At 70.3% G+C, this 25552-nt stretch carries 24 protein-coding genes and 1 pseudogene; 12 read left to right on the top strand and 13 right to left on the bottom strand.

What is annotated here, in order from left to right:
• Positions 1-41 precede the first annotated feature (41 nt).
• A complete protein-coding gene (locus AB0J16_RS18720) occupies positions 42-890 on the top strand; it encodes a hypothetical protein (protein WP_358540643.1) in 849 nt (282 codons plus the stop codon).
• A 93-nt stretch (positions 891-983) separates the two neighbouring features.
• Here the strand turns inward: AB0J16_RS18720 and AB0J16_RS18715 are convergent, their stop codons facing one another.
• Complete coding sequence (locus tag AB0J16_RS18715; RefSeq protein WP_358541399.1) at positions 984-1295, bottom strand: PaaI family thioesterase; 312 nt, start codon at positions 1293-1295, stop codon at positions 984-986.
• Between AB0J16_RS18715 and AB0J16_RS18710 the strand changes: the two are divergent.
• The 3 genes and pseudogenes from AB0J16_RS18710 to AB0J16_RS18700 form a co-directional block, all read left to right on the top strand.
• Positions 1245-1427 (top strand): annotated as a pseudogene (locus AB0J16_RS18710) (hypothetical protein); the annotation flags it as partial. The gene AB0J16_RS18715 and the pseudogene AB0J16_RS18710 sit on opposite strands and share 51 nt — an antisense overlap.
• Positions 1428-1451: 24 nt before the next feature.
• Entirely contained in the window at positions 1452-1784 is a 333-nt protein-coding gene (locus tag AB0J16_RS18705; protein ID WP_358541396.1) for an Lrp/AsnC ligand binding domain-containing protein, read from the top strand.
• Between the two features lie 95 nt (positions 1785-1879).
• Positions 1880-3055: a pyridoxal phosphate-dependent aminotransferase gene (locus tag AB0J16_RS18700; protein ID WP_358540641.1), complete on the top strand. Its 1176-nt coding sequence runs from the start codon at positions 1880-1882 to the stop codon at positions 3053-3055.
• 30 nt (positions 3056-3085) lie between these two features.
• Here the strand turns inward: AB0J16_RS18700 and AB0J16_RS18695 are convergent, their stop codons facing one another.
• From AB0J16_RS18695 to fabG, 3 genes are all read right to left on the bottom strand, one after another.
• Positions 3086-6040 carry a tetratricopeptide repeat protein gene (locus AB0J16_RS18695; protein WP_358540639.1) on the bottom strand — a complete coding sequence of 985 codons (2955 nt, stop codon included), beginning with the start codon at positions 6038-6040 and terminating at the stop codon, positions 3086-3088.
• A 169-nt stretch (positions 6041-6209) separates the two neighbouring features.
• A complete protein-coding gene (fabI, locus tag AB0J16_RS18690; protein ID WP_358540636.1) occupies positions 6210-6974 on the bottom strand; it encodes an enoyl-ACP reductase FabI in 765 nt (254 codons plus the stop codon).
• Position 6975: 1 nt separating this feature from the next.
• Entirely contained in the window at positions 6976-7671 is a 696-nt protein-coding gene (gene fabG, locus AB0J16_RS18685) for a 3-oxoacyl-ACP reductase FabG (protein ID WP_358540633.1), read from the bottom strand.
• 77 nt (positions 7672-7748) lie between these two features.
• On the opposite strand from fabG, the gene AB0J16_RS18680 reads away from it, so the two are divergent.
• A complete protein-coding gene (locus tag AB0J16_RS18680; RefSeq protein WP_358540630.1) occupies positions 7749-9242 on the top strand; it encodes a TldD/PmbA family protein in 1494 nt (497 codons plus the stop codon).
• Positions 9243-9301: 59 nt separating this feature from the next.
• On the top strand, positions 9302-10657 hold the full coding sequence (locus tag AB0J16_RS18675; RefSeq protein ID WP_358541393.1) for a metallopeptidase TldD-related protein: 1356 nt from the start codon (positions 9302-9304) through the stop codon (positions 10655-10657).
• A gap of 86 nt (positions 10658-10743) precedes the next feature.
• On the opposite strand, the gene AB0J16_RS18670 is transcribed toward AB0J16_RS18675, so the two are convergent.
• On the bottom strand, positions 10744-10956 hold the full coding sequence (locus tag AB0J16_RS18670) for a dodecin (RefSeq protein WP_225291326.1): 213 nt from the start codon (positions 10954-10956) through the stop codon (positions 10744-10746).
• A 97-nt stretch (positions 10957-11053) separates the two neighbouring features.
• Between AB0J16_RS18670 and AB0J16_RS18665 the strand changes: the two genes are divergently transcribed.
• On the top strand, positions 11054-11368 hold the full coding sequence (locus tag AB0J16_RS18665; protein WP_358540627.1) for a DUF3099 domain-containing protein: 315 nt from the start codon (positions 11054-11056) through the stop codon (positions 11366-11368).
• A 314-nt stretch (positions 11369-11682) separates the two neighbouring features.
• Here AB0J16_RS18665 and AB0J16_RS18660 read toward each other — a convergent pair whose 3' ends face one another.
• The 3 genes from AB0J16_RS18660 to AB0J16_RS18650 all read right to left on the bottom strand — a co-directional run bounded on the left by AB0J16_RS18660 (position 11683) and on the right by AB0J16_RS18650 (position 14447).
• Positions 11683-12489 (bottom strand): NTP transferase domain-containing protein, encoded by an 807-nt coding sequence (locus tag AB0J16_RS18660; RefSeq protein WP_358540625.1) that lies wholly within the window; start codon positions 12487-12489, stop codon positions 11683-11685.
• Positions 12490-12581: 92 nt separating this feature from the next.
• A complete protein-coding gene (gene moaA / locus AB0J16_RS18655; protein ID WP_358540622.1) occupies positions 12582-13571 on the bottom strand; it encodes a GTP 3',8-cyclase MoaA in 990 nt (329 codons plus the stop codon).
• 108 nt (positions 13572-13679) lie between these two features.
• Positions 13680-14447 carry a phosphotransferase gene (locus AB0J16_RS18650; protein ID WP_358540619.1) on the bottom strand — a complete coding sequence of 256 codons (768 nt, stop codon included), beginning with the start codon at positions 14445-14447 and terminating at the stop codon, positions 13680-13682.
• Positions 14448-14585: 138 nt separating this feature from the next.
• Here AB0J16_RS18650 and AB0J16_RS18645 point away from each other — a divergent pair, with 138 nt between their 5' ends.
• Complete coding sequence (locus tag AB0J16_RS18645; RefSeq protein WP_358540617.1) at positions 14586-14837, top strand: Atu4866 domain-containing protein; 252 nt, start codon at positions 14586-14588, stop codon at positions 14835-14837.
• A 55-nt stretch (positions 14838-14892) separates the two neighbouring features.
• Here the strand turns inward: AB0J16_RS18645 and AB0J16_RS18640 are convergent, their stop codons facing one another.
• The 3 genes from AB0J16_RS18640 to AB0J16_RS18630 form a co-directional block, all read right to left on the bottom strand.
• Entirely contained in the window at positions 14893-15372 is a 480-nt protein-coding gene (locus AB0J16_RS18640) for a hypothetical protein (protein WP_358540614.1), read from the bottom strand.
• A gap of 147 nt (positions 15373-15519) precedes the next feature.
• Positions 15520-16539 (bottom strand): hypothetical protein, encoded by a 1020-nt coding sequence (locus tag AB0J16_RS18635; RefSeq protein WP_358540612.1) that lies wholly within the window; start codon positions 16537-16539, stop codon positions 15520-15522.
• 66 nt (positions 16540-16605) lie between these two features.
• The gene (locus tag AB0J16_RS18630) at positions 16606-18441 is read right to left on the bottom strand and encodes an AMP-dependent synthetase/ligase (protein ID WP_358540609.1); all 1836 of its coding nucleotides are present in this window, start codon (positions 18439-18441) and stop codon (positions 16606-16608) included.
• Between the two features lie 129 nt (positions 18442-18570).
• On the opposite strand from AB0J16_RS18630, the gene AB0J16_RS18625 reads away from it, so the two are divergent.
• Positions 18571-20049, top strand: a complete 1479-nt coding sequence (locus tag AB0J16_RS18625) for an oligopeptide:H+ symporter (RefSeq protein ID WP_358540607.1) — start codon at positions 18571-18573, stop codon at positions 20047-20049.
• 11 nt (positions 20050-20060) lie between these two features.
• Positions 20061-20675: a trimeric intracellular cation channel family protein gene (locus AB0J16_RS18620; RefSeq protein ID WP_358540604.1), complete on the top strand. Its 615-nt coding sequence runs from the start codon at positions 20061-20063 to the stop codon at positions 20673-20675.
• A gap of 10 nt (positions 20676-20685) precedes the next feature.
• On the opposite strand, the gene AB0J16_RS18615 is transcribed toward AB0J16_RS18620, so the two are convergent.
• Entirely contained in the window at positions 20686-22119 is a 1434-nt protein-coding gene (locus tag AB0J16_RS18615; RefSeq protein WP_358540601.1) for a PLP-dependent aminotransferase family protein, read from the bottom strand.
• Positions 22120-22183: 64 nt separating this feature from the next.
• Between AB0J16_RS18615 and AB0J16_RS18610 the strand changes: the two genes are divergently transcribed.
• Together AB0J16_RS18610 and AB0J16_RS18605 are read left to right on the top strand one after the other, a co-directional pair.
• Entirely contained in the window at positions 22184-22786 is a 603-nt protein-coding gene (locus AB0J16_RS18610; protein WP_358540598.1) for a hypothetical protein, read from the top strand.
• Positions 22787-22900: 114 nt separating this feature from the next.
• Entirely contained in the window at positions 22901-24664 is a 1764-nt protein-coding gene (locus AB0J16_RS18605; RefSeq protein WP_358540596.1) for a glycoside hydrolase family 15 protein, read from the top strand.
• Here the strand turns inward: AB0J16_RS18605 and AB0J16_RS18600 are convergent.
• Positions 24661-25530, bottom strand: coding sequence for a hypothetical protein (locus tag AB0J16_RS18600; RefSeq protein WP_357958521.1), 870 nt, complete (start codon positions 25528-25530; stop codon positions 24661-24663). The genes AB0J16_RS18605 and AB0J16_RS18600 overlap by 4 nt on opposite strands.
• Positions 25531-25552: the final 22 nt, after the last annotated feature.

Genomic DNA, 25552 nt, shown 5'->3' with positions numbered 1-25552 from the left:
TCCATAAAGATTTCCCCCGTAAGCGACGCAGGAGGGGACGGATGGGCAGCAGGACCGCGATCTCGGCTGGAGCTCTCGCGCTGGCGCTGGCCGCGATCCCGGTCGTCTCCTCGCCCGCGCTGGCCGAGGCGGTCGACTGCAAACGCGGCGACGGGCTGCTGTCCGGGGTGACGAACGGCCTGTGCGACGTCGTGGAGGCGGTCACCGGCACGGTCGACAGCCTCACGGGCGACACGCTCAAACCCGTGACGAAGAAGGTCGGCGGCACCGCCGACGACCTCCTCGGCACGGTGGGCGACGCGGTCCCGACAACGATCCCCACCAGGTCGGGGCAGCCCCAGCCGACTCCGTCGGACCAGGACCTGCTGCCCAACACTCTCAGCGAGGTCTGCCTCCCGGTGCTGGCCTGCGAGCATAAGGACGCCCAGCAGCACAAGGACCCCGAACACGTCCTGGAGACCCCGTCCCCCCAGGACTCCGCCAAGCCCACTCCCACGGCGAAGCCGAACAAGCGGGAGAAGAAGGACTCGACGACGACCACTCTTCCGACGGACGGCCCGACACCGCCCGAGACCGATCCCCGCGAGCCGGACACGACCGCGAACCCGATCAAGATCCAGACGGCTGACACCGACGAGCCGCGTATCGACCTCCTGTGGCCCAACCCCTTCGCCCAGGACCTCACGGCTCCCCTGCGCGACCAGCCGATCATCCGCCCGTCGAAGCCCACCTCGGACGTCCTGGGCACCTCCTTGACGATCGCCCTGCTGACCTCGGCGATCCTGGCGACCCGCATCGTCCAGCAGCGCCGCCAGCGCACGGAGCAGCCGGACTCGATCCCCTTCGAACCGGCCAGAGCGAACAACGGCCGCCGCCACCGCCTGGCTTAGCGCTCTGGTCAACAGGTCCGCCGCGTCCGCGCGTACAGCTTGGGCGGATCCTCGGCCTACTTGGGCGGGTCCTCGGCCGGCTTGGGCGGATCGTCAGCGCGGGCAGATCAGCGTCTGCTGGCCGGTCGCGATGAGCTCCCGCTGGGCTCCGGTGACGCCGAAGACCTCAAGCCGGCACACCGTGAGCGTCCGCCCCGCCTTGACGACCGTCCCTTCGGCCTCGAGGTGATCACCCGTGGCGGGCGCGAGAAGGTTGATCTTGTACTCCACGGTCAGCACGTCCGCCGTCTCCGGGAAGAGGGTGAGCGCCGCGTAGCCGCCCGCGCTGTCGGCGATGGCACTGGTGGCGCCCGCGTGGATGTACCCGTGCTGCTGGGTGATCTCCGGCCTGCTGGGGAGAACGATCCGAACCTGTCTCGGACTGATCCGCGACAGTCGGGCACCGGCGCATCAGCCCCTGGAGTTCGAAGCTGGCCCGGATGCGGGCCTCGGCTCACCATCACCGAGCTCGCCGAGCGCGTCCGCCTCAGCGTCTCGCCCTGCCACCGTCGCCTGCGCGCCTTGGAGCACAGCGGAGCGATCAGCGGCTACCGGGCCCATCTCGACGCCCACGCCCTGGGCTTGACGTTCGAGGCCCTCGTCTTCGTCACCATGCGCGCCGCGGACCGCGACACCGTCGACGCCTTCGAAGCGGCCGTCGCCGCCGTCCCGCACGTCCTGCAGGCGCAACGGCTCTTCGGCGACCCCAACTATCTGCTGCGGGTCATCACCCACGACCTGCCCGCCTTCCAGCGGCTCTACGACGACCGGCTGGCCACCCTCCCCGGCGTCCAGCGCCTCAGCTCCACCCTCGTCATGAAGAGCGTCGTGGAGAACCGGCCCCTGCCTCTGTGAGCCGCCCGGCCGGGCAAACTACGCATAAGCTTCTCTTTCATGACTCTGAGTGCAGTAAAGGGCGAAACCGCGTGACCGGCGCTGTAGATCGTGGGGTGAGAATCTCGCGACGCGCACAGGCTGTCGCGCCGTTCTTCGCGATGGAGTTCGGCAAGCACGCCGCCGCGCTGGAGTCCCAGGGGCATCACGTCATCAAGCTCAGCATCGGCGAACCGGACTTCGGCGCGCCCCCGGCCGTACTCGACGCGATGCGTGAGGCCATGGACGGCAGGCCGATGCCCTACACGGCGGCACTCGGGCTGCCCGAGCTGAGGCAGGCGATCGCCCGGTTCTACCGGAACGAGCACGGCGTCGAGGTCGACCCTTCCCGGGTCGTCGTGACCGCGGGAGCCTCGGCCGCCTTGGTGCTGGCCACGGCGGCACTCGTCGACACGGGCGACGAGGTGCTGATCGCGGACCCGTCGTACCCCTGCAACCGGCAGATCGTCGAAAGCTTCGGCGCCCGTGTCACGCTCATCCCCGCCACCGCCGAGACCCGCTTCCAACTGGACGCGGCATCGGTGAAGGAGAACTGGACGGACCGGACCCGAGGGATCATGATCGCCACCCCGTCGAACCCGACGGGCACCTCGGCTCCAGCCGGCGAACTGGCCGCGATCTGCGAACTCGCCCGCGAGCGTGACGCGTGGCGCCTGGTCGACGAGATCTACCTCAACCTGAGCGACCACGACGAGCGGGGCCGGCCACCGCGGAGCGTGCTGTCGTTCGATCCCGGCGCCATCGTCATCAACAGCTTCTCGAAGTACTTCGGCATGACCGGCTGGCGACTCGGCTGGTGCGTCGTCCCGGAGATCCTCGTGCCGGCGATGGAACGCCTGGCCCAGAACTACTTCCTGTGCGCCTCCGCGCCCGCCCAGCACGCCGCTCTGGCCTGCTTCACCCCCGAGTCCCTGGCGGTCTGTGAGGCACGCCGCTTCGAGTTCGCCGAGCGGCGCGCGCTCGTCCTCGACGGGCTGGCGCGGATCGGGCTGCCGGTTCCCGTCCCGCCCGACGGCGCGTTCTACGTGTACTTCGGCGTCGGCCACACCGGGCTCACCTCCTGGCAGTTCTGCGAGCGCGCGCTGCGGGAGGCGCACGTCGCCCTCACTCCGGGGAGGGACTTCGGCGTGCACACGGCGGAGACACACGTCCGGCTCTCGTACGCGGCGCCGGCGGACGATCTTCGCGAAGGGCTCACGCGGCTCGGGAAGTTCGTGTCCACCCTTCAGTGAGCCGCGCGGCCCCGACCGGCGAGCAACGCCTCACAGGTTGAAGGTGATGTCGTCTTGGTCGCCTTGTTGAGGCCGTAGCCGCCGTAGGGTGGCGCGGTTGTCGACGTACGCCTGGTGGAACAGTTCGGGGTCGTGGGCGGCGAGTTCCCGGTACAGGTCGACCGTTTCCTGTACCACCCGCAGTTGCTCGTCATGCTCACCCACCCGGTCCAGCGCGGCCGACAGGTTGCCCAGGGCTTGACCGAGGACACGACGGTGGGCGGGGTTGCCGTCCGCCAGCTCACGGCACAGGCCGACCGCGTCCCGAGCCACCAGCACCTGCTCCCGATGCTCGCCCACCCGGTCCAGCGCGGGCGACAGGTTGCCCAGGGACTCTGCGAGGTCGAATCGATGAAGGGGGTTGCCGTCCAGCAGCTGACGGCACAGGCCGACCGCCTCCCGAGCCACCAGCACCTGCTCCCGATGTTCGCCCACCTGGTGCAGCGCGACCGACAGGTTGCCCAGGGCTCGGCGGAGAACGGACCGATGAGCGGAGTTGCCGTCCACCAGTTCACGGCACAGGCGGACCGTCTCCCGTGCCACCAGCAGCTGCTCACCGTGCTCACCCACCCGGTACAGCGCGGCCGTGAATTCGATCAGGGCCTCGGCTAGGTCGAATCGGTGAGCGGGGTTGCCGTCCGCCAGCTCACGGCATACGTCGACCGCTTCCCGAGCCACCAGCAGCTGCTCACCGTGCTCACCCACCCGGCTCAGCGCGGCCGCGAGATGGGTCAGGGCGTGGGCGAGGGTGGGCAGGTGGACGGGATCGCCGTCCGCCAGCTCACGGCACACGCCGACCGCCTCCCGAGCCACCAGCACCTGCTCGCGATGCTCACCCGCCCAGTGCAGCGCGACCGCGAGCCGGATCAGTGATCGGCCGAAACCGGGTCGGTAGGTGAGGTTGTCGTCCGCCGGCCCGCGCCGCAGGTCGACCTCTTCCCGTGCCACCTGTAGCTGCTCGCGAGGGTCACCCGCGTGGTGCAGCGCGACCGACAGGTTGCCCAGGGCTCGGCCGAGGGCGTGCCGATACGCCGGGTCGCCGTCCACCAGCTCACGGCACAGATCGATCGCTTCCTGCGCCGCCAGCAGCTGCTCGCGATGCTCACCTGCCCCGTTCAGCGCGACCGACAGGTTGCCAAGGGCCTCGGCGAGGTCGAATCGGCGGGCGGGGGTGCCATCCGCCAGCCCACGTCGCAGGCCGACCGCTTCCCGGGTCACCAGCACCTGCTCCCGGTGCTCACCCACCCGCTCCAGCGCGGCCGCGAGGTCGGTCAGGGCGTCGGCGAGTTCGGGTGGGGTGCCGGTGGCGCGGGCGCCATGCAGGCGGTGGCGGGTCAGCGTGAGGGCGCAGCGGGGCAAGGCATAGGCGGGGGTGAGCTCCAGGAGCCGGGTGGTGGTGTCGGGGTCGAGGTCGGCGGCGGCGAGAGCGGTGGCGGTGGTGTGGTCCAGCTCGCGACGGTTCGTGGCGGTGGTGAGGGCGGCGTAGATGGCGTGGCGGGCCAGCCGTACCGGGTCGCCGCCCAGCAGTTGCTCGAACAGCGACCGGGCGGGTGGGTGATGTTCGCCCGCGCGGGCCAGCAGGGTCAGGATCCGGGCGGCCTGCTCCTCGGTCGGGTCGTTCAGCAGGTGGCGGGCGAAATGGCGGTCGCCCTCCGTACGGGTCAGGCTGGTGGTGATGAACCAGTCGGCCAGCAGGTTCGGGCCGAGACGTACTCCCGCCCCCGCGGCGGGCGGGTAGAGGGAGTGAGCCCAGCGGGCCAGGTTGGTGACCCGTTCGGCGGAGGCGTCGGCCAATTCAGGGACGCGCCTCAGCACTCCGATGGCCTCCGGCTCGTCGGCGGGGGCGAACAGGGCCAGGGCCGCGATGATCCGGGCCAGCAGCACGTCGGTGACCGGGCCGACCGCCCACCGGTCCAATGCGGCGGTGCCGCGCCACCAGCGTGCCTCGTGCTCGAACAGCACCCCGGCGACCTCGTCCAGGGGCGCGGGTGAGCCGGTCGGCGCGGCTTGGCGTAACACCGTCACCATCGCCTGGGTCAGCACCTCGACCATGGTCTGGCCCTCCCGGACCGGCGCGATCGTGTCCGAGACCGGGGGCACCTGGGTCGCCCGCGTGGCCGCGAACGCGCGGACGGCCTCGCCGTACCAGCGGATCAGGTCAGAGGTCTCCCCCAGCGGCAGCAGCGAAATCACCGGGGCGCTCTTCACCAGCAGGGCGTGTTGTTCGGGGAGGTGAGATTGCAGTGCCTGGCCGAGTTCGACGCCGTGCCGGGTGATCAACACCACTCGCAGCCGGGCCCGCCCCTCGTAGCGCGCCAGTGCGCCCAGCAGGCTCGCCAGGTCGGTTCGAGTGTCGGCGTTGTCGACCAGGACCAGTACCCGGGAGTCGGCCACCGCCGCGGCCGCGTCGACCAGGTCGGCGGCCTTGCCCTCGCGCAGCCAGCCGGCCACCCACCCGTCCGCGGCGGCCTCCTGGGCGGCCCGTAACGCCAGCCGGGTCTTGCCGCACCCGCCCGGCCCGTCCACCACCAGCAGGCCCGGCGCCGCCTCCTCCTGGCACCAGGCCCACAACCAGTCCCGCTCGCCACGCCGCCCCCAGAAGGGGGTGGGGCACGACTGTGGCAGCAGCAGCTCGAACACGCTGCGCTCTCCGCCGGCCAGGCCCTGCGGGTGGTGGATCAGCGGGTCCAGAGCCGAGTGCAGCGCCTCGATTGCCGCGGCGGCGTTCTCGGCTCGGGTCAACGCCACACCGAAGTACGTGCCGCTGGCGCCGGACAACCCGGCCACCACGACCGCGATCAGCGCCCGGCCCCACACCGGCCACTCCCCCGGCACCACCACGGACGGTACCCCGGCACCGATACTGGCCATCGCGACCAGCACCCACGGATTCTTCAGCCTGCTGAGCGTCTTCAGCCGTGCCGGGTTCTTGAGCCAGCGCCCCATCACACCAGCATCGCCGCCAGAGCACGCCGAATCAGCGGGAGAACCGGTAATTGATGGCATCCGGTTACCAGGTCCCGGCGATCGGTCATGGGTACGGATCACGACAAGAGGGCGACGCTTGTGCGGCGCCGCCCAACACGTATGAGCCCGTTCAGGCCATCAGGACAGGTCAGGCGCCGATCGCGTGGGCGCCGCCGTCCACGTGGACGATCTCGCCCGTGGTGGCGGGGAACCAGTCGGACATCAGCGCCACGCACGCCTTGGCGGCGGGGACCGTGTCGGACAGGTCCCAGCCCAGCGGGGCGCGCTCCGGCCAGCTGTCCTCGAACTCCTTGAAGCCCGGGATCGACTTGGCCGCCATCGTGCGCAGCGGCCCGGCGGCGACGAGGTTGACGCGGATGTTCTGCTTGGCCAGGTCGCGGGCGAGATAGCGGTTGCACGACTCCAGGCCCGCCTTGGCGACGCCCATCCAGTCGTAGACCGGCCACGCCTTGCTCGCGTCGAAGTCGAGGCCGACGACCGCGCCGCCCTCCTTCATCAGCGGCAGGCAGGCCACGGCCAGCGACTTGTAGGAGTAGGTCGAGATGTGCAGGGCCGTGGCGACGTCCTCCCAGGTGGTGTTGAGGAAGTTGCCGCCCAGCGCGCTCTGCGGGGCGAAGCCGATGGAGTGGACGACGCCGTCGAGACCGTCGACGTGCTCGCCGACCCGGTCGGCCAGCGTGTCGAGGTGCTCGGTGCTCTGGACGTCGAGCTCGATCACCGGCGGCGTCTCGGGCAGCCGCTTGGCGATGCGCTCGACCAGGCTCAACCGGCCGAACCCGGTGAGCACCACAGTGGCGCCCTCCTCCTGGGCCAGCTTGGCCACCGAGAACGCGATCGACGCGTCGGTGAGCACGCCGGTCACCAGGATCCGCTTGCCTTGGAGAATTCCCACGTCAGTGCCCCATTCCGAGTCCGCCGTCGACCGGGATCACGGCCCCGGTGATGTAAGAGGCGTCGTCACTGGCCAGGAAGCGGACGACGCGCGCGACCTCGCTCGGCGACGCCTGGCGCCCGAGCGGGATGTTCTTGGTGATGGCCTCGACGTCGAGGTCGGCCGTCATGTCGGTGGCGACGAAGCCGGGCGAGACCACGTTGACGGTGATGCCGCGCGAGCCGTACTCGCGCGCCATGGACCGGCCGAAGCCGATGAGGCCCGCCTTGGAGGCGGCGTAGTTGGTCTGGCCCGCCGAGCCGGACAGGGCGACGACGGAGGAGACGAGGATGACGCGGCCGCGCTTGAGCTTCATCATGGGCCTGATGGCCCGCTTGGCCACGCGGTAGGCGCCGGTCAGGTTGGCGTCGATGACGTCGGTGAAGGTCTCTTCCTTCATCATCGCCAGCAGCGTGTCCTTGGTGACGCCGGCGTTGGCGACCAGCACCTCGACCGGGCCCTGCTCGGCCTCGACCTTGTCGAAGGCGGCTTCGACGTCGGACATGCTGGTCACGTCGCACTTGACGCCGAACAGCCCCTCCGGCGGCTCTCCCGATCGATAGGTGACCGCGACGGCGTCGCCGGTCGCGGCTAGTTCACGGGCGATCGCGAGGCCGATGCCGCGATTGCCTCCGGTGACGAGTACAGAGCGTGCCATGACACCTGACGCTATCTCCTACCGGCGGGTATCCACTTGTCCGGGGGATACAAGATCGCAGGGTTAGGATCGTGGACATGCGCCAGATCGATTCCGATTTCCTGGAGCTGCCGATGCGGCAGCTGGCGGACGCCGCCCTGCAACGCGCTCGTGACCTGGGCGCCGAGCATGCCGACTTCCGGTTGGAACGCGTGAGAGCCGAGTCGCTCAGCCTCTACGACGCCCGGCTCGAAGGAGCCATGGACGCCGACGACCTCGGCTACGCGGTCCGCGTCGTCAAGGGCGGCACCTGGGGTTTCGCCGCAGGCATCCATCTCACGCCCGAGGCGGCCGCGAAGGTGGCCGAGCAGGCCATCCGGGTGGCCGAGGTGAGCGCCCCGATCAACCGGGAGCCCATCGAGCTGGCCCCCGAGCCGGTCCACTCCGAGGTGGTGTGGGTCTCCGCCTACGACGTCGACCCGTTCGAGGTGCCGTCGGCGGAGAAGGTGGCGCTGCTGGCCGACTGGTCGGCCGGGCTGCTCAAGGGCGCCGACCACGTCTCGGCCCGGCTGCTGCAGGTCAAGGAGCAGAAGTTCTACGCCGACACGGCGGGCACGGTCACCACGCAGCAGCGCGTACGCGTGCATCCCAAGCTCAACGCGATGAAGGCGGCCAACGGCGGATTCGACGACATGTCGACGATCGCGCCTCCGGTCGGCCGCGGCTACGAATACCTGACGGGCACCGGCTGGAACTGGGCCGATGAGCTGGCCCAGCTGCCCGGGCTGCTGGCCGAGAAGCTGGCCGCGCCCTCGGTGGAGGCGGGCGACCACGACCTGGTGATCGACCCGTCCAATCTGTGGCTGACCATCCACGAGTCGATCGGGCACGCCACCGAGCTCGACCGGGCACTCGGCTACGAGGCCGCCTACGCGGGCACCAGCTTCGCCACCTTCGACCAGCTCAACGAGCTCGTCTACGGCTCCCCGGTGATGAACGTGACCGGCGACAGGACCGTCACGCACGGCCTGGCCACGATCGGCTTCGACGACGAGGGCGTGCAGGGGCAGAGCTTCGACATCGTCAGGGACGGCGTCCTGGTCGGTTACCAGCTCGACCGGCGGATGGCGCTGATGAAGGGGTTCGGGCGGTCCAACGGGTGCGCGTTCGCCGACTCGCCGGGGCACATGCCCATCCAGCGGATGGCCAACGTCTCGCTGGCCGCCGCGCCCGGCGGGCCGTCGACCGAGGAGCTCATCTCGCGGGTCGAGCGGGGCCTCTACATCGTCGGCGACAAGAGCTGGTCGATCGACATGCAGCGCTACAACTTCCAGTTCACCGGGCAGCGGGCCTACCGGATCTCGCACGGCCGGTTGGCCGGGCAGGTGCGCGACTTCGCCTACCAGGCGACCACGACGGACTTCTGGCAGTCGATGGAGGCCGTCGGCGGGCCGCAGACGTACGTGCTGGGCGGCGCCTTCAACTGCGGCAAGGGCCAGCCGGGCCAGGTCGCGCCGGTCAGCCACGGCTGCCCGTCCGGCCTGTTCAGGGGCGTACGGATCCTCAACACCGTGCAGGAGGGTGGAAAGTGAGCGAGCAGCGATCAGCGGCGGGCCATACCGGTCTGCCTGTTCAGATCTCTCCGCAGGACATGGTGGAGAAGGCTCTGGAGCTGTCCACCACCGATGGCTGCGTCGTGCTCGTGGACGAGGGGTCCACGGCCAACCTGCGGTTCGCGGGCAACACGCTCACGACCAACGGCGTGGCCCGCTCCGCCCGGCTGACCGTGATCTCGATCGCCGGCCAGGGTGTGGGCGTGGTCTCCCGCGCCGCCGTACGACCGGATCAGCTCGCCGACGTGGTGGCCGCGGCCGACCGGGCGGCGCGCGAGGCGCAGCCGGCCGAGGACGCGCGGCCACTGGTCGAGGGCCGGCCGGCGAGCGCCTCGTGGGCCGAGCCGGTGACCCCGACCGACATCGGGGTGTTCGAACGGTTCGCGCCCGCGCTCGGCGAGGCGTTCGCCGCCGCGGAGGCGGGCGGCAGGAGGCTGTACGGCTTCGCGGAGCACTCGCTGACCTCGACGTTCCTCGGCACCTCCAGCGGGCTGCGGCTGCGCCACGACCAGCCGTCCGGCCGGCTGGAGCTCAACGCCAAGTCGGCCGATCTGAAGCGCTCAGCCTGGACGGGCGTGGGCACCCGCGACTTCTCCGACGTGGACGTGGCGGCGCTCGACGCGTCGCTGGCCCAGCGGCTGGAGTGGGCCAAGACCCGGGTGGACCTGCCCGCGGGGCGCTACGAGGCTCTGCTGCCGCCGAGCGCGGTGGCCGACCTGATGATCTACGCCTACTGGTCCGCGGGCGCCAGGGACGCGCTGGACGGCCGCTCGGTGTTCGCCAAGCCGGGCGGCGGCACCCGGGTCGGCGAGCAACTGGCCACGCTGCCGGTGACGCTCGTCAGCGATCCGGCCGCCCCGGGCATCGAGTGCGCGCCGTTCGTGGTCGCCCACGCCTCCAGCCGCGAGAGCTCGATCTTCGACAACGGCCTGCCGCTGTCGGCGACCGAGTGGGTGCGGGACGGGCAGCTCACGGCACTGCGGCAGACGCAGTACTCGGCCGAGCTCAGCGGGCTGCCGGTCACGCCCTCGATCGACAACCTGATCGTGCGGGCCCCCGGCGACGGGCGCTCGCTGACGGAGATGATCGCCGACACCGAGCGCGGCCTGCTGCTAACGTGCCTGTGGTACATCCGCGAGGTCGATCCGCAGACGCTGCTGGTGACCGGGCTCACCCGTGACGGGGTCTACCTGGTCGAGCACGGCGAGGTCGTGGGCGAGGTGAACAACTTCCGCTTCAACGAGAGTCCGGTCGACCTGCTGGGGCGGGTCTCGGAGGTGGGTTCCAGCGAGCAGACGCTGCCGCGCGAGTGGGGCGACTACTTCAGCCGTACCGTGATGCCCGCCATCAGGGTGCCGGACTTCAACATGTCCACGGTCAGCCAGGCGAGCTGACCCTTTCGCCGTAGCACTGGCTCATGAGCGCGTCCGGGACTCACCTGGGCGCGCTCATGGCCGTTTCAGCGCTCTGCTCGGGGCCGTCAGGCGTCCTCGAGGCGGAAGCCCACCTTCATGCCGACCTGGAAGTGCGCCACCTCGCCCGCGTCGATGTGCCCGCGCACCTCCGTCACCTCGAACCAGTCGAGGTGCCGCAGCGTCTCCGACGCGCGTCTGATCCCGTTGCGGATGGCCTGGTCGATGCTCTCACCCGACGTGCCGACGATCTCGGTCACCCGGTACGTACGATCCGTCATCTCCACACTCCTTACTCCAAGGCCATGATCGCATGACCGCTGCCGCCGCCCCTGGTCGCTGTCGCGTGCGGCGCACCCGGGGTCTACCGTGGATGTCATGAAGGGGTGGCGCAAGAAGCAGGACGTCCACCAGGTCACCGACGCGCAACCGTCGCTGAGCTCGGACATCCACCGGCGCGAGATCAGCTACCTCATCAAGATGGGGATCCGCACGCTGTGCCTGATCCTGGCCGTGGTCGTCCCGGTGCCCGTGCCGTACCGGCTGCTGTTCATCGCCGCGGCCGTCTTTTTGCCATACATAGCCGTAATCGGGGCCAATGAGAGGGGCAGGGATGCCCCTCCCCCTACCTTTCACACACCGGAAGCTAACCAAAGCGAGATACCAAGGCATCGACGCGAGATCGGGTCGTGACTAAGTCTTGACGCATCCCATGGGTTGTAGGTGTACGCTTTAGGCAAGCGCTCCGGTCCCCCGTCGGAGTGCTGGTGCCGGCGTTCCGGGCCCCCGTCGGAACGCCGATGAAGCGACGCCGGGTGGTTTGCCCCCGTAACCACCCGGCGTCGCCCTTTTCCTGGGGAAACTCTCACTCGGACGATCAGTCCAACGCCCCGGGACCCTGTTGGGTAGGGCCGCTTTCCCCAAATCGTTTACGCTCTCTGCAGCTCATTATGCGCAGAAATTTGGCAACTTTGAGCATGGCTTGACACCAACAGTTCGTTGGCGTGTCAACTCTCGGTCAGCGTCTCGGTCGTGGCCGCGCTCCAGTTCTTGGCGAGCGCGGTAATCCGGGCGACGGCGTCCTCGGGCGCGGTGCCGGCGCCCTCGGCGAGCCCCAGCAGATAGGCGGTCAGCGGCGCGGCGGGCCTGGCGACGCCGTGCGCCACCTCCTTGGTCAGGTCCAGGATCAGGTCCCGGTCGACACGGGCCGGGTCGATGCCCAGCTCCCGGCAGGCCAGGGCGGTCCACTCGTTCAGCACGTTCATGCGAGCCTCCTCTAGATCGTCCATTGTGTCGCAGTCGAACCACGGCCGGCCGGACAGCGCGACGCGCGCGTGGACGAGCGGGCCGAGCAGCCCTTTCAGTGAGCGCCCGGTGTAGCCGTCCAGCGCTCGGCGCAGCGTTTCGGCAGGCCACAGGCTCAGCAACCACTGCTCCCGCCCACTATCGTCCACCGCCACCACCCCGCCACCACCCGTATCCGAGGCGTGGAGCAGTTCGGCGACGTGTCCGGCTCTGAGGTACGGGAGATCTCCGGCGAGCAGCACCACCCGTGGCGCCGTGACCTCGCGCAGCCCGGCCCGGAGCGCCGGAACCGGCCCGCCGCCCGGCGGATCCTCCCGCGCGAAGAACACCCCTGGCAGCGGGCGTTCGGGGCCGACCACGATCACCCTGCGGGCTCCGGAGGCCGCCAGGACGACGCCCTCGATCATCGCCCGCGCCCCGACACTCAGGCCGGGCTTGTCCACGCCGCCCAGCCGCCGCGCCTGTCCCCCGGCCAGGATGACCGCGTCGTACTCTCCGCCGATCGTCACGCCCCCACGGTACGCACCCCAGCCACGGCTCTCGATCGGCGGGGCGGCGCCCGCACCGCGTACGAATACGGGCAAATGTACGACTGAGCGGGCTAGCCGCCGATCGCCGACATCGGGCGGGACGGCTGGAGGAAGGACGGGTCGTCGATGCCGTGCCCGGCGCGCTTGCGCGAGACGGCGGCGATCCAGCGAGCGGCGAGTTCCTCGTCGGAGGCGCCGGCCCGCAGGGGCGTCTTCAGGTCGGACTCCTCGGTGGCGAACAGGCAGTTGCGGATCTGGCCGTCGGCGGTCAGCCGTACGCGGTCGCAGGCGCCGCAGAACGGGCGCGTCACCGACCCGATCACGCCCACCCGGGCGGGGCCGCCGTCCACCAGGAAGCGCTCGGCGGGGGCGCTGCCGCGATCCTCCAGATCGTCGGCCGTGAGGTCGAACGAGTCCGACAGCATCGCGAGGATCTCGTCGGCGGTCACCATGTTCTCGCGGCTCCAGCCGTGCTGGGCGTCGAGCGGCATCTGCTCGATGAAGCGCAGTTCGTAACCCTGCTCCAGGCAGTAGCGCAGCAGCGGCACGGCCTCGTGGTCGTTGATGTCGCGCATCAGGACCGTGTTGACCTTGACGGGGCGCAGGCCCGCCTCGTGGGCGGCGCTGAGCCCGGCGATGACGTCGTCGAACCTGTCGCGGTGCGCGAGCCGCTTGAAGGTGTCGCGATCGAGGGTGTCGAGGGAGACGTTCACCCGGTCGAGGCCCGCTTCGACGAGCACCCCGGCCAGCCGGGCCAGGCCGATGCCGTTGGTCGTCAGCGACACCTGCGGCCTGGGGTCGAGCGCCACGGTGCGGCCGACGATGTCGGGCAGCTCGCGGCGCAGCAGCGGCTCGCCGCCGGTGTAGCGGACCTCGGTGATCCCCAGCCGCTCGACGCCGATCGTGACCAGCCTGACGATCTCCTCAGCCGTGAGGAGCTGGGCGTTGGGCAGCCAGTCGAGCCCTTCGGGCGGCATGCAGTAGGTGCAGCGCAGGTTGCACTTGTCCGTGAGGGACACCCGCAGATCCGTCGCCACCCGTCCGAACGAGTCTCGCAACATGGCGTCACCTCCAATCCGTCGCCAGAGCCCAGCCTATGCTGGTCTTCCAGCCGCTCCCAAACCCGACAACTCACCGGACGACAACGCGGTTCGCGATCAGGTGATTCCTCACTGGGCGTTCCGGAACTCCGTGGCGTGGCGGGTGATGTGTTCGATGTCCGTCAGGTACAGGTCGGCGTGCCCGCCTGCCAGGTGGGCGGCGAACGCCTCGTTCCCGGCCGCCGCCTGCCGCCGCATGTGATCCACCATCGCCCGCAGCCGTTCGGCCGCCACCTCGGGCAGCGCCGTACGCTCGGCGCCGGAAAGACCATAGGCTTCGGCGAGCAGCCGGAGCCGCCTGGCCTGCTCGGTCACCGGCGTCACGGCCTCGCCGTTGCCGACGGCCGTCAGCGGGACGAACCGGTAGGCGGCGTAGGCGACGTCCCACAGGCGCGGCCCGGGATGGGCGGTGTCGAAGTCGATGAGGGCCACCGGCAGGCCGTCGCGGTAGACGCAGTTGTAGGGCGCGATGTCGCTGTGGCAGACGACCTCGGCCGGCTCGCGCGCCGGGAAGTACCACTCGGCGTCCAGTGCCGCGAAATCGGTGGTGGCGTCGTGATAGGCCCGCATGAGTACGGCCAGCGCCTCCAGCGCGGCGTCGCTCCAGGCGTAGGCGGGCACCGGGTAGTGCGCCACGTCGCCCGGGACGAAGTCGAGGATCTCCCGGCCGGCCTCGTCCAGCCCGTACGCGCGGGGCGCCCCGTCGAACCCGGCCGCGGCGAGGTGATCCAGCAGACGGTGTACGGCCGGCGTCCAGGGACCGGTCGGCCGCCGGACGGTGTTCCCGACCCGGACGACCTCGTTGACCCCGCCGCCCGCCAACGGCTCTTCGATCATCCGCGGAACTCTACGCCATCACCGGTTGAGCCATGCGCCTGCCTGGGTGGCGCGCACCTGGGAACAGCGCTGCCTGTCAGCGGACAGAGGCGGGCGGGAGACTGACGAAGGAACAGAGAACCGACGAGGGGGGATCCGATGTCCGACGTGAACGTGGTCGGCATGTGGGTGACGGCCGACGGCCACATCCGGCAGGAGCTTCTGCCGGACGGGCGCTACGACGAGGCCCGCGGCGACCGGCGCAGTGCCTACACCGGCCGCTACACCGTGACGGGCGCCCATCTGGACTATGTGGACGACACCGGGTTCACCGCGACGGGCGACATCTGTGACGGCGTCCTCTACCACGAGCACCTGGTGCTCTACCGGGAGGAGCCAGGTAAAGCCTGAAAACCAGAAATGCCCGGCCCCCGCAATGGGGACCGGGCATTTCTCGAGCCGCATGTCAGTGGCGGCGGCCGACGACCTTCACCCAGTCGGTGGCCTGCGAGCCGTCGAGCCATTCGGCGCCCTCGAAGACCGCCTTCCAGGTGCCCGAGGTGTAGGCCGGGACGCGGGTGGAGAAGTAGCCGTCACGGTTGGTCCGGACCGACTCCACGTACTCCCACCGGCCGCTGCCGTCGGCCTTGAAGAGGATCGAGATCCGCTTCCAGCCGAGGCGGTGCCAGGACTCCGACTCCTTGCAGTAGTCGGCGTGGTGGACGGACACGAAGCCGCTGATGTAGTCCTCTTCGCACTGAACCGACAGCTTCCCCTCGAGGTTGAGGGGCTTGCCGCGCCAGGCCGGTTCGGGGTTGGCGTCGAACTGCAGGGCGGTGTGACCACCGTCGGGCTCGGGTTCCGCCAGCGCCGGAGTGGCGGCGGTCGCCACGACCGTGGCGCCCAGAGCAGCCGCGGCCAGTCCGGCGGCGAGACGTCGCATCATGAATGAACTTCCTTCCCCGTGTGGAGAACGCGCCCCAAGGACAGGGCACGTCAACACCATTGACGCGGTTGGGAAAGGAAAAGTTGCGAAAGCCCCGATAACCATCGTGCAACGACAATTCACCCGGCGGGCTTTATGACACCGTTTTTAGGTGTTTATCCTGCTTTCGTGGATTTTCGAGACCTTTGAGGCATAATGGTCGGTTCCCAGGTAGCGGGCTCGCCAGTAGCCGCCGTTGCGGCCCCGTACCGTCCTGCCGAAGTCGCCCGTCTCGCCGGTGGTCGCGATCGCCACCCGCTCCCACGTGTCCTCGGCCTCCGCGCGCCACAGGATCTCCACCTGCTGGTCGGCGAACGGTGCGTAGTCCTCGTAGCCGCGCGGGTCCACCCTGGTCAGGGAGCCGCGCAGCCGTACGGAGTCGGCTCCGTTCACCTTCTCCGCCCGTACGGACGACATCTTGGTCTCCCGCTTGAGCTGGAACGTCTGGTCGCGCGTCACGCTCTGCCCGTCCTCGCCCGTCGCGGTGGCGGTGATCGTCCAGGTGCCCGACGGGTAGAAGCGGGTGAGGACCTTGTCGGGCAGGAACCGCCAGGTCTGCCAGCCGTCCAGCATTCGCATCCCGACCGGCACCGTCCGCCACTCCGGCATGAACGGCAGCGCGGGCTCCACGGTGATGGGCCGCGGCTGCGGCCGCCTGGCCGACGCCCAGATGTCCGGGCCGAACCAGGCCGGCCACCCCTCCCCGACCGGCCGCGTCCCGGCGTCCACGGTCTGGGCGGGATCCACGACGGCCTCTCCGCCCGGAGCGGTGACGCGCAAGGCGCTTCGGCGACCGGGCGCGAGCACCCCGGTGCCCGTGGCGGAGGCGGGAGGCGTACCGGGGAGCGGCGGTACGGCGCCGACGGGCGATCCGCCGGTGATGGGCGTCTGGCCCGTGGCGCCGGGTGTGGAGCCGGGCTCCACCTTGATGCTCACCCCGTCCCTGCCCTTCACCCCCTTGGCGACCACGTCGATCACCAGGCGGACGGTGTTCCCGGCTCCGACGACGGGGCTGGCGGGCCTGATGTTGATCTCACGAATGGCGAGCTCGGTCGCTGCGGAGGACGCCGGTATGGGCACCGCCAGGGCCCCCGCCGCGAGCGAGACGAGAAGAAGACTTCTGGTCATGATCGAGACGCTAGGAAGCACCCGGTAATGACCAGGACCACGACGCGCGCCCCGAACGGCAAAGGATCAGCCGGAGTACAGGCCCTCGATGACGTCGGCGTACTTGGCGTGGATGACCCGTCTCTTGAGCTTCAGGCTGGGCGTCAGCTCCTCGGTCTCGGCCGTCCACTCGGTGCCGAGCAGCGCCCACCGCTTGACCTGCTGCACCCTGGCCAGCTTGGCGTTGGCCGCCACGACGGCGGCCTCCACCTCCTTGAGCACGGCGGAGTGCTCGGCCAGTTCGGCGAGCGAGCCGAAGGTGATGCCGCGCGACTGGGCCCAGCCGGGCGCCACCTCGGCGTCGAGCGTCAGCACGGCCACCGGGTAGGCCCGGTTGTCGCCGTAGGCGAGGGCCTGGCCGATGAGGGGGTGCTCCTTGAGGTGGTTCTCGATCTCGGCCGGGGAGATGTTCTCGCCGCCGGCGGTGATGATCAGCTCCTTCTTGCGGTCGACGACCCGGTAGAAGCCGTCGCCGTCGACCGAGCCGATGTCGCCGGTGTGCAGCCAGCCGTCCTCGTCGATCAGCTGGGCGGTGTCCTCGGGACGGTTGTGGTAGCCGCGGGTGTTGAGGGGGCTTCGGGTGAGGATCTCGCCGTCCTCGGCGATGCGGACCTCGACGCCCGGCTCCGCCCGGCCGACGGTGCCCAGGCGGTAGCAGGAGGGGCTGTTGCCGGTGAATGCACCGGTCGTCTCGGTCATGCCGTACACGTCGATGACCTTGAGCCCGAGACCGGCGTAGAAGCGCTGCACCTCGGCGGGGAGCGGCGCGGCGCCCGTGGCGGTCCACTCGGCACGGTCGAAGCCGATCATGCCGCGGATGATGGACAGCAGTGAGGAGTCGGCCTGCTCGTAGGCGGCGGCGATCTCGGGGGTGAGCGTGCCGCCGTACTGGCCTGCCTCGACGTAGGCGACGCCGGCGGCCATGGCCCGTCGTACGGCGTCCTGCTGCTCGTCGGTCTGGGTGGCGAGGACCGCCAGCAGGCGGGCCATCATCTTCTCCCACACGCGCGGCACGCCGAAGAACATCATCGGCTTGACCTGCCCGAGCGTGGCTCCGAGGTTGGCCAGGTCGGTGCAGAAGTGCACGTGGGAGACCTTCACCAGGGGCAGGTAGAGGCTGAGCACCCGCTCGGCGATGTGCGCGTAGGTGAGGTAGGAGATCTGCGTGCCCTGGATGGGCAGGGAGGTGATGCGGTCGGTCGACTCGACCTCGTAGAAGACGTTCGCGTGGGTGAGGGGGACGCCCTTGGGCCGGCCGGTGGTGCCCGAGGTGTACAGGACCGTGACCACGTCGTCCGCCGTCACGGCGCGCCAGCGGGCCTCGATCTCTTCCGGGCGCGCGGCCAGCGCGGCGCGGCCCAGCTCCAGGAAGTCCGTCCAGGACAGGAACCGGTCGTCGTCGGGCGCGCCCTCCAGCATGATGATCTTGCGGAGTCCCGTCAGCCGGTCGAGCACCGGCTGCCAGCGGGCCAGCTCGGCGGGGCCGCCGAGCACCGCGATCCGGGCGCTCACGTCGGCGGCGACGAACGCGATCTGGTCGGGCGCGAACGTCGAGTAGACGGTGCAGCCGACGCCGCCCGCGTGCACCGCGCCGAGGTCGGCGAGCACGTGCTCACTCCTGTTGACCATCATCAGCGCGACGGATTCGCCGGGTTCGAGACCGAGCGCGGCGTATCCGGCCGCTATCTCGAGCACCCGCTGCCTGGCCTGGCCGTAACTCAGCGTGTTCCAGCCGCCGTCGACGGGGTCGGAGTAGGCGGGCGCGTCAGGGTAACGCTCGGCCAGCTCGCTGAGCTGCCCGCATACGGTACGGCCGGCGATTAAACGGTTGATCTCCGCCCGGACTTCGAGGACATCTGCCATGGCACCCGCCTCCAGTCAGTAATCACTTGCTCAGCTGGGATGCATCGCACCACACCGCCGGGGTAGCGGCAAGACCTCGCCATCGTCGTCACGTAGAGTGATGGATCGCGCACAAAAGCGGGAGGTCGCATGACCAAGGGCGAAAGGACGTTCTTCGGGCATCCGTGGGGCCTTGCGACGCTGTTCGGCACCGAGATGTGGGAGCGGTTCAGCTGGTACGGCCTGCGCGCCATCCTGGCCACCTTCATGGCGGCCTCGCCCGCCCAGCACGGCCTCGGCATGACCGAGCAGACCGCGCAGGCGGTGGTCGGCGTCTACGGCGCGCTGATCTACCTGGTGGCGCTGCCCGGCGGCTGGATCGCCGACCGGGTGCTGGGCCCGCGCAGATCGGTCTTCCTGGGCGGCTTCATCATCATGTGCGGCCACATCAGCATGGCCCTCCCGGTCGGCGGGTCGTTCTTCGTCTGGCTCGGGCTGCTGCTGATCATCGCGGGCACCGGCCTGCTCAAGCCGAACATCTCGGTCATGGTCGGCCGGCTCTACCGCGACGAGGACGACGGGCGCAGGGACGCCGGGTTCTCGCTGTTCTACCTGGGCATCAACATCGGCGCCTTCCTCGCGCCGATCGTGGTGGGCGAGCTGGCCAAGGGTGGCCGCTGGCATCTGGGCTTCAGCGCGGCGGCGGTCGGCATGGCGCTCGGCCTGCTGCAGTACACGCTGGGCAGGAAGAGCCTCAGGGGCGTCGGCGACGAGCCGGGCCTGCCGCTGACGCCGTCCGAACGGGCCAACGCGGTCAAGCTCGTCTCGTTCGCGGTGGCCGTGACCGTGGTGGCCATGGCGATCTGGGTGGCGACGGGGACGTTCACGCTGTCCAGGCTCACGGTCGTGGTGACGGTCGTGGTGCTGGCGGTGCCGGTGCTCTACTTCGGCTACATCATGCTCGGCAGCCACGACCTGACCGAGGACGAACGGCTGCGGATGAAGGCCTACATCTGGCTCTTCGTGGCGGCCGCGATCTTCTGGATGATCTTCGACCTGGCGCCGAGCAAACTGCTGTTCTTCGCCCAGCACAACACCGTTCTGTCGTTGTTCGGCATCCCCATCGAGGCGGCGACGACGCAGTCGTTCAACTCGCTGTTCATCCTGCTCCTGGTGCCGGTGTTCGCGGCGCTGTGGACCAAGCTGGGGACCCGGGTGAGCACGCCGCAGAAGTTCGCGTTCGCGCTGTTCATGGCGGGCCTCAGCTTCGTGGTCATGGCGCTGGCCGCCAAACTGGCCGAGACGGGCAAGATCTCGGTCTGGTGGCTGGTGCTGGTCTATCTGATCCAGGTGTTCGGCGAGCTGTCGCTGAGCCCGGTCGGGCTCTCGGTCACCAGCAAGCTGGCGCCGCGGGCGTTCAAGGGCCAGATGCTCGGCATCTGGTTCATCGCGGTGTCGGTGGGCGACGCGGTCGGCGGGCAGACCGGGCGGCTCGGCAACGTGCTGTCCGAGCCCGCCTACTATCTGCTCCTGGCCTCGACGGCGGTCGTGGCGGGAGTGGTGCTGCTGGTGTTCACCCGGCGGCTGCGGGTACTGATGGCGGAGCACCACACCAAGCCGCTCCGGTAGAAATCTCTCTCGTGTCGGAAATTCTCGATCTCGTAGGCATCTTCGTCTTCGCCCTGTCGGGCGCGCTGATGGGCGTACGCAAACGGCTCGACGTGGTGGGCATGGCGGTGATCGCCGAGATGACCGCGCTGGGCGGCGGTGTCGTGCGCGACCTGATCCTCAACGTCCGGCCCACCGCCTTCCAGAGCTCCGGGTACGTGCTCGTGCCGCTCGCGGCCACGGCCATCGTGTTCTTCTGGCATCCGCACGTGGCCAAGGTGATGCCCGCCATCCTGGTGCTCGACGCGGCGGGCCTCGGGCTGTTCTGCGCGGTGGGCACCGAGAAGGCGCTCGACTACGGGCTCGGCCCCCTGCACGCGGCCCTGCTCGGCGTCACGACGGCGGTCGGCGGCGGCATGCTGCGCGACGTGCTGGCCGGTGAGATCCCGACGCTGCTGTACGACCGCCAGCTCTACGCGGTGCCCGCGACGCTCGGCTCGGCGGTGATGGCCGCGCTCTACACCCACGATCTGCACGGCTGGCCCGCCACGCTGGCCGCCGCCGTGCTGGCCTTCGGCCTGCGCATCGCCGCGATGCGCTACAACTGGCGCGCCCCGCTGGCCAGGGGTGTCAAACCCCCCGAATAGGCCAGGCGCCTCAGACCATCGGCATGAGCGAGTCGGGCAGCCGCGGCCTGGTCCCGGCGGCTCCGCGTTCGTGGGCCGCCGCGATCCGGCTGACGGCCTCGGCGAGCACCTGGGGCGAGTGCGTGTACGGCAGGCGCAGGTAGCCCTCCAGCGTGCCTTCCAGCCCGAACCAGGGCCCCGGAGCGAGCCGTACCCCATGATGGGCCGCCGCGTCGGCCAGGGCGACCGAGGAGCCCCCGTCCAGCCGTACCCACAACGTGCCGCCGCCTTTCGGCACGGTGAAGCTCCACCCGGGCAGCCGTTCACGGAGCCCGGCGACGAGCGCGTCGCGGGAGGCCCGCAGCGTGCGGCGGCGCTCGGCCCTGGTCTGCTCGATCCGGTCGAACAGCCGCGCCACCACGAGCTGCTCCAGCACCGGGCTGGCGATGTCCACGGCCCCGCGGTGGACGGCCAGGCGGCGGGCCAGCGCGGCCGTGGTGCGCACCCAGCCGATGCGCAGCCCGCCCCACCACAGCTTGGAGGCCGAGCCGATGCTGATCATCCGGCTGTCGGTGTCGAAGGCGGCCATGGGCGCCGTGCGCGGCACCTCGTCCAGGGCCAGCTCCGACCAGGTCTCGTCGACCACGAGCACGGTGTCGGTACGCCTGGCGGCCCCGGCGATCGCGGCCCTGGTGGCGTCGTCCATGAGCGCGCCGGTCGGGTTCTGGAAGTCGGGCATCAGATAGGCCAGCCGGGCCGCGGACTGGCGCATGGCGCAGGAGACCAGGTCGGCCTGCCAGCCCTCGTGCGAGATGCCGACGGGCACGATCCTGGCGCCGCGCTGGCGAGCCACGTCGATGGCGTGCGGGTAGGTGGGCGACTCGACGAGCACCGGGTCGCCCGCGCCGACCAGCAGGCCCAGCACGAGCTGGATCGCGTGCTGGGAGCCGGTGGTGACGAGGATCTGCTCCGGCCTGGTGGCCAGTCCGCGGCCGGTGTAGTGGGCGGCGATCCGCTCCCTGAGCGCGGGCAGGCCCATCGGGTCGTAGCCGTGGCCCATGCCGTACCTGGGCAGGTCCGCCACGGCCTCGGTCATGGCCTCGGCCAGCGCCGACGGCGCGGGCGGGGCGGCGCAGTGCAGCGGGATGAGCCCGTCGCCGTCGACGGACAGCCATGGGTTGTCCGCCGACATGGCCGGGTCCGGCAGCGCGGTCCAGCTGCCCGAGCCCTGCCTGCTGTCCAGGTAGCCCCGCTCGCGTAGCAGGTCGTAGGCCGCCGTTACAGTGGTGCGGCTGACCTCCAGGGTCTTGGCCAGGTCGCGTTCGGCGGGCATGCGCACCCGCACCGGCAGTTGCCCGTCCATGATGAGCGCGCGCACGGAGTCGGCGAGCGCGCGGTAATAGGGCCGGGCGCCCTCCGGGACGTCCACCAGCCTGGCCACCTGAGTCGCCGACAAATGCCTCATAAAGGCCACTTTCCGTGATTGGCCCTGTTTTGGCAAGCCGGGTCCCTGCCACTCTGGGACCACTATGAGCGAAGCGACCGTCCCACGCCCGAACACCCTCCCTGTCCGCCTCCTGCGTCTCTACGGCGGTCTGGCGCTGTACGGGCTGGGCATCGCCTTCCAGCTCGTGTCCGGGCTGGGCAACGCCCCGTGGAACACCCTCCACCAGGGCCTGGCCATGCGGACGGGCCTGTCGGTCGGGACGATCATCCTCGCGGTCGGCGTGCTGGTGATGCTGCTGTGGATCCCGCTGAAGGAGAAGCCCGGCCTCGGCACGATCAGCAATGTCCTGTTCGTCGGCCTGTTCGCCGACGCCGCCTTCTCGGTGCTGCCCACCGCCACGCACTGGGCGGCGAGCTGGCTCTACCTGGTGCTCGGCGTGCTGTCGATCGCCCTGGCCACTGTCCTGTACATCGGCGCGGGGATGGGCGCGGGACCGCGTGACGGCATCATGACCGGCCTGACCCGGCTGGGCCTGTCGCTCCGGCTCGCCCGCTTCCTCATCGAGATCATGGTGCTGGCGGCGGGCTGGCTGCTCGGCGGCACGGTCGGCGTCGGGACCCTGATCTTCGCGCTGGCCATCGGACCGCTGACCCAGCTGCTCACCCGCTGGTTCCCCATGGCGTGATCCCAGCCGCTCGCCCGCCGGTTCCCCATGACGTGATCTCGCGGCCGTGCCCGCTCACGACGCGACGTGCGCGGAGCGGCCGCGAGATCGCCCTTCCGCCGGTAGCGTCAATACATGCGGATCGAGGACTATGCGCTCATCGGGGACATGCAGTCGGCGGCCCTGGTCGGCAGAGACGGCTCCATCGACTGGCTCTGCCTGCCCAGATTCGACTCCCCCTCCTGTTTCGCGGCCATGCTCGGCAGCGAGCGCAACGGCCACTGGTGGCTCGGCCCCACCGGCAGGCGGCCCGCCACGCGGCGGCGCTACCGGCCCGACACGCTCATCCTGGAGAGCGAGTGGGACACCCCTTCGGGCACGGTCCGCGTCATCGACTTCATGCCGCCACGTGACCGCAACCCCGACGTGGTCCGCATCGTCGAGGGCGTCTCGGGCACGGTCGAGATGTCCACGCAGCTCAGGGTCCGCTTCGACTACGGCAGGATCGTGCCGTGGGTTCGCCGTACCAACGGCCACCTGCAGGCGGTCGGCGGCCCCGACTCCATCTGGCTGCACTCCCCCGTCCCGCTCAAGGGCGGCGACTACGCGCACCGCGCCACCTTCACCATCAAGGAGGGCGAGCGGCTGCCGTTCGTGTTCACCTGGCACCCCTCACATCAGCCGATGCCCTCGCAGATCCACGCCGAGACCCAGCTCACCGAGACCGAGGCGCTGTGGAAGGAGTGGGTGGCCAAATGCACCTATGAAGGCCCCTACCGCGAGGCCGTCGTCCGCTCGCTGATCACCCTCAAGGGCCTCATCTACGACCCCACCGGCGCCATCGTGGCCGCGCCCACCACCTCCATCCCCGAAGACCTGGGCGGAGTGCGCAACTGGGACTACCGCTACTGCTGGCTGCGCGACGCGACGATGACGCTCGACGCCCTGATCAACTCCGGCTATCTGGACGAGGCCGCCGCCTGGCGGGCCTGGCTGCTGCGCGCCATCGCGGGCCGCCCGCAGGACCTGCAGATCATGTACGGCGTCGCGGGCGAGCGGCGGCTGCCGGAGATGCAGCTCGCCTGGCTCGACGGCTACGAGGGCTCCCGCCCGGTCAGGATCGGCAACGACGCCGTCATGCAGCTCCAGCTGGACGTCTACGGCGAGGTGATGAGCTGCCTGTTCTTCTCCAGGACCTCCGGCCTGGCCGCCGACGACCGCGCCTGGGCGATCCAGCGCCAGCTGCTCGACTACGTGGCCGAGCACTGGGACGAGCCCGACGAGGGGCTGTGGGAGGTACGCGGCCCGCGCAGGCACTTCACCCACTCCAAGATGATGTGCTGGGTGGCGCTCGACCGGGCCGTGAAGTACGTGGAGAAGTTCGGCAGGACCGGCCCCGTCGACCGGTGGCGGGAGCTGCGCGACGTCGTCCACGCCGAGATCTGCGACCGGGCCTACGACCCCACGCGCAACACCTTCACCCAGTACTACGGCTCGACGGCCCTCGACGCCTCGCTGCTGCTCATGCCCATGGTGGGCTTCCTGCCGGCCGACGACCCGCGCGTGGCCGGCACGGTGGCGGCCATCGAGAAGGAGCTGATGTCCGACGGTTTCGTGCTGCGCTACCCGGTGGCCGAGGACAACGACGTCGACGGCCTGACCGGCGGCGAGGGCGCGTTCCTGGCGTGCAGCTTCTGGCTGGTCGAGGTGATGGCCATGCAGGGACGCAAGGAGGAGGCGACGCAGCTGTTCGAGCGGCTGCTCGCGCTGCGCAACGACGTGGGGCTGCTCGCCGAAGAGTACGACCCGCGATACGACCGTATGGTGGGAAACTTCCCCCAAGCGTTCAGCCACGTCCCCCTGGTGCACGCCGCCCGCGCGCTCTCCCGGCTGGGTTAGGCGGCGAGCCGGGCCAGCACCTTGGCGAACTCCGGCGGCGGCGCCACCACGAGGCGGGCCAGGCCATCTTGCAGGACGATGTCCGCCCTGATGAGGGTCAGCCGCCCCTCGTGCCACCAGTAGACCTGCGGGCTGAGCCCGTCGGTGCGTACGGCGTGCACGCGCAGCCGCTCCAGGGCCCGCACCACGCCGATCCCGTCGACCGGGTGCACGATCAGCGTGTACGGATCCGGCAGCACCACCAGCACCCCGTCGGCGGGCAACGGCAGATAGTCGCCGAGCCAGCGCAGATGGGTGGCCGCGGCCGGAGTACGGCTGGTCAGGCGCCACACCGGCGTGCCCGACAACTCGATGGACTCGATCTCCAGCCGCTCGTCCCGGCCGACGTTCGTGACGGCCAGCTCCAGCGCCCTGCCCGACGGGACGGGCCAGCAGCCGGCCTCCTCGGGGCGTACCGGCCTGGAGCCCACCGTGAGCAGCTCGACCAGGTCGCCGTTGAGGTGGCGGCCGACGACCCTGGTCAGGTCGGCGACCTCGTCGACCGCCTCGACACGGGTCCGCAGCAGCGGCTTGACCTGGTCGAGATCGCACACGTCGAGCCGCTCGTCGGCCGCCGCGACCGCGTTGGCGAGGTGCTCGGAGACCAGCATCGGCCAGTCGTCCCTGGGCCTGCGGCCCGCCTCGCGGCGCAGCCCGGTGAGCCTGACCAGGATCTCCCTCCCGCCGCTCAGCGTCAGCGAGGCGCCGTCGGCGGCGAAGACGCAGGTGAAGCCGAGGGAATCGGCGACGAGCCCGAGCAGGGAGTCGAGATCGGTGTCCTCGATCGAGCGTCGCGAGGGCTCCCGGTCACGCCTGAACAAGTTCACGCGCCGTGTCCCCTCTGTCCGT

It is taken from the genome of Nonomuraea sp. NPDC049750 (assembly GCF_040659625.1).
Taxonomy (GTDB): Bacteria; Actinomycetota; Actinomycetes; order Streptosporangiales; family Streptosporangiaceae; genus Nonomuraea.
The sequence above is the reverse complement of the archived record's forward strand: the minus strand, read 5'-3'. Positions and strand labels throughout refer to the sequence as shown.

Coding starts and splice junctions, on each gene's coding strand:
- AB0J16_RS18720 (WP_358540643.1), top strand. CDS start 42: ATGGGCAGCAGGACCGCGATCTCGGCTGGAGCTCTCGCGCTGGCGCTG.
- AB0J16_RS18695 (WP_358540639.1), bottom strand. CDS start 6,040: ATGGGGCGCTGGCTCAAGAACCCGGCACGGCTGAAGACGCTCAGCAGG.
- fabG (WP_358540633.1), bottom strand. CDS start 7,671: ATGGCACGCTCTGTACTCGTCACCGGAGGCAATCGCGGCATCGGCCTC.
- AB0J16_RS18680 (WP_358540630.1), top strand. CDS start 7,749: ATGCGCCAGATCGATTCCGATTTCCTGGAGCTGCCGATGCGGCAGCTG.
- AB0J16_RS18675 (WP_358541393.1), top strand. CDS start 9,302: ATGGTGGAGAAGGCTCTGGAGCTGTCCACCACCGATGGCTGCGTCGTG.
- AB0J16_RS18670 (WP_225291326.1), bottom strand. CDS start 10,956: ATGACGGATCGTACGTACCGGGTGACCGAGATCGTCGGCACGTCGGGT.
- AB0J16_RS18665 (WP_358540627.1), top strand. CDS start 11,054: ATGAAGGGGTGGCGCAAGAAGCAGGACGTCCACCAGGTCACCGACGCG.
- moaA (WP_358540622.1), bottom strand. CDS start 13,571: ATGTTGCGAGACTCGTTCGGACGGGTGGCGACGGATCTGCGGGTGTCC.
- AB0J16_RS18650 (WP_358540619.1), bottom strand. CDS start 14,447: ATGATCGAAGAGCCGTTGGCGGGCGGCGGGGTCAACGAGGTCGTCCGG.
- AB0J16_RS18645 (WP_358540617.1), top strand. CDS start 14,586: ATGTCCGACGTGAACGTGGTCGGCATGTGGGTGACGGCCGACGGCCAC.
- AB0J16_RS18640 (WP_358540614.1), bottom strand. CDS start 15,372: ATGATGCGACGTCTCGCCGCCGGACTGGCCGCGGCTGCTCTGGGCGCC.
- AB0J16_RS18635 (WP_358540612.1), bottom strand. CDS start 16,539: ATGACCAGAAGTCTTCTTCTCGTCTCGCTCGCGGCGGGGGCCCTGGCG.
- AB0J16_RS18630 (WP_358540609.1), bottom strand. CDS start 18,441: ATGGCAGATGTCCTCGAAGTCCGGGCGGAGATCAACCGTTTAATCGCC.
- AB0J16_RS18625 (WP_358540607.1), top strand. CDS start 18,571: ATGACCAAGGGCGAAAGGACGTTCTTCGGGCATCCGTGGGGCCTTGCG.
- AB0J16_RS18615 (WP_358540601.1), bottom strand. CDS start 22,119: ATGAGGCATTTGTCGGCGACTCAGGTGGCCAGGCTGGTGGACGTCCCG.
- AB0J16_RS18610 (WP_358540598.1), top strand. CDS start 22,184: ATGAGCGAAGCGACCGTCCCACGCCCGAACACCCTCCCTGTCCGCCTC.
- AB0J16_RS18605 (WP_358540596.1), top strand. CDS start 22,901: ATGCGGATCGAGGACTATGCGCTCATCGGGGACATGCAGTCGGCGGCC.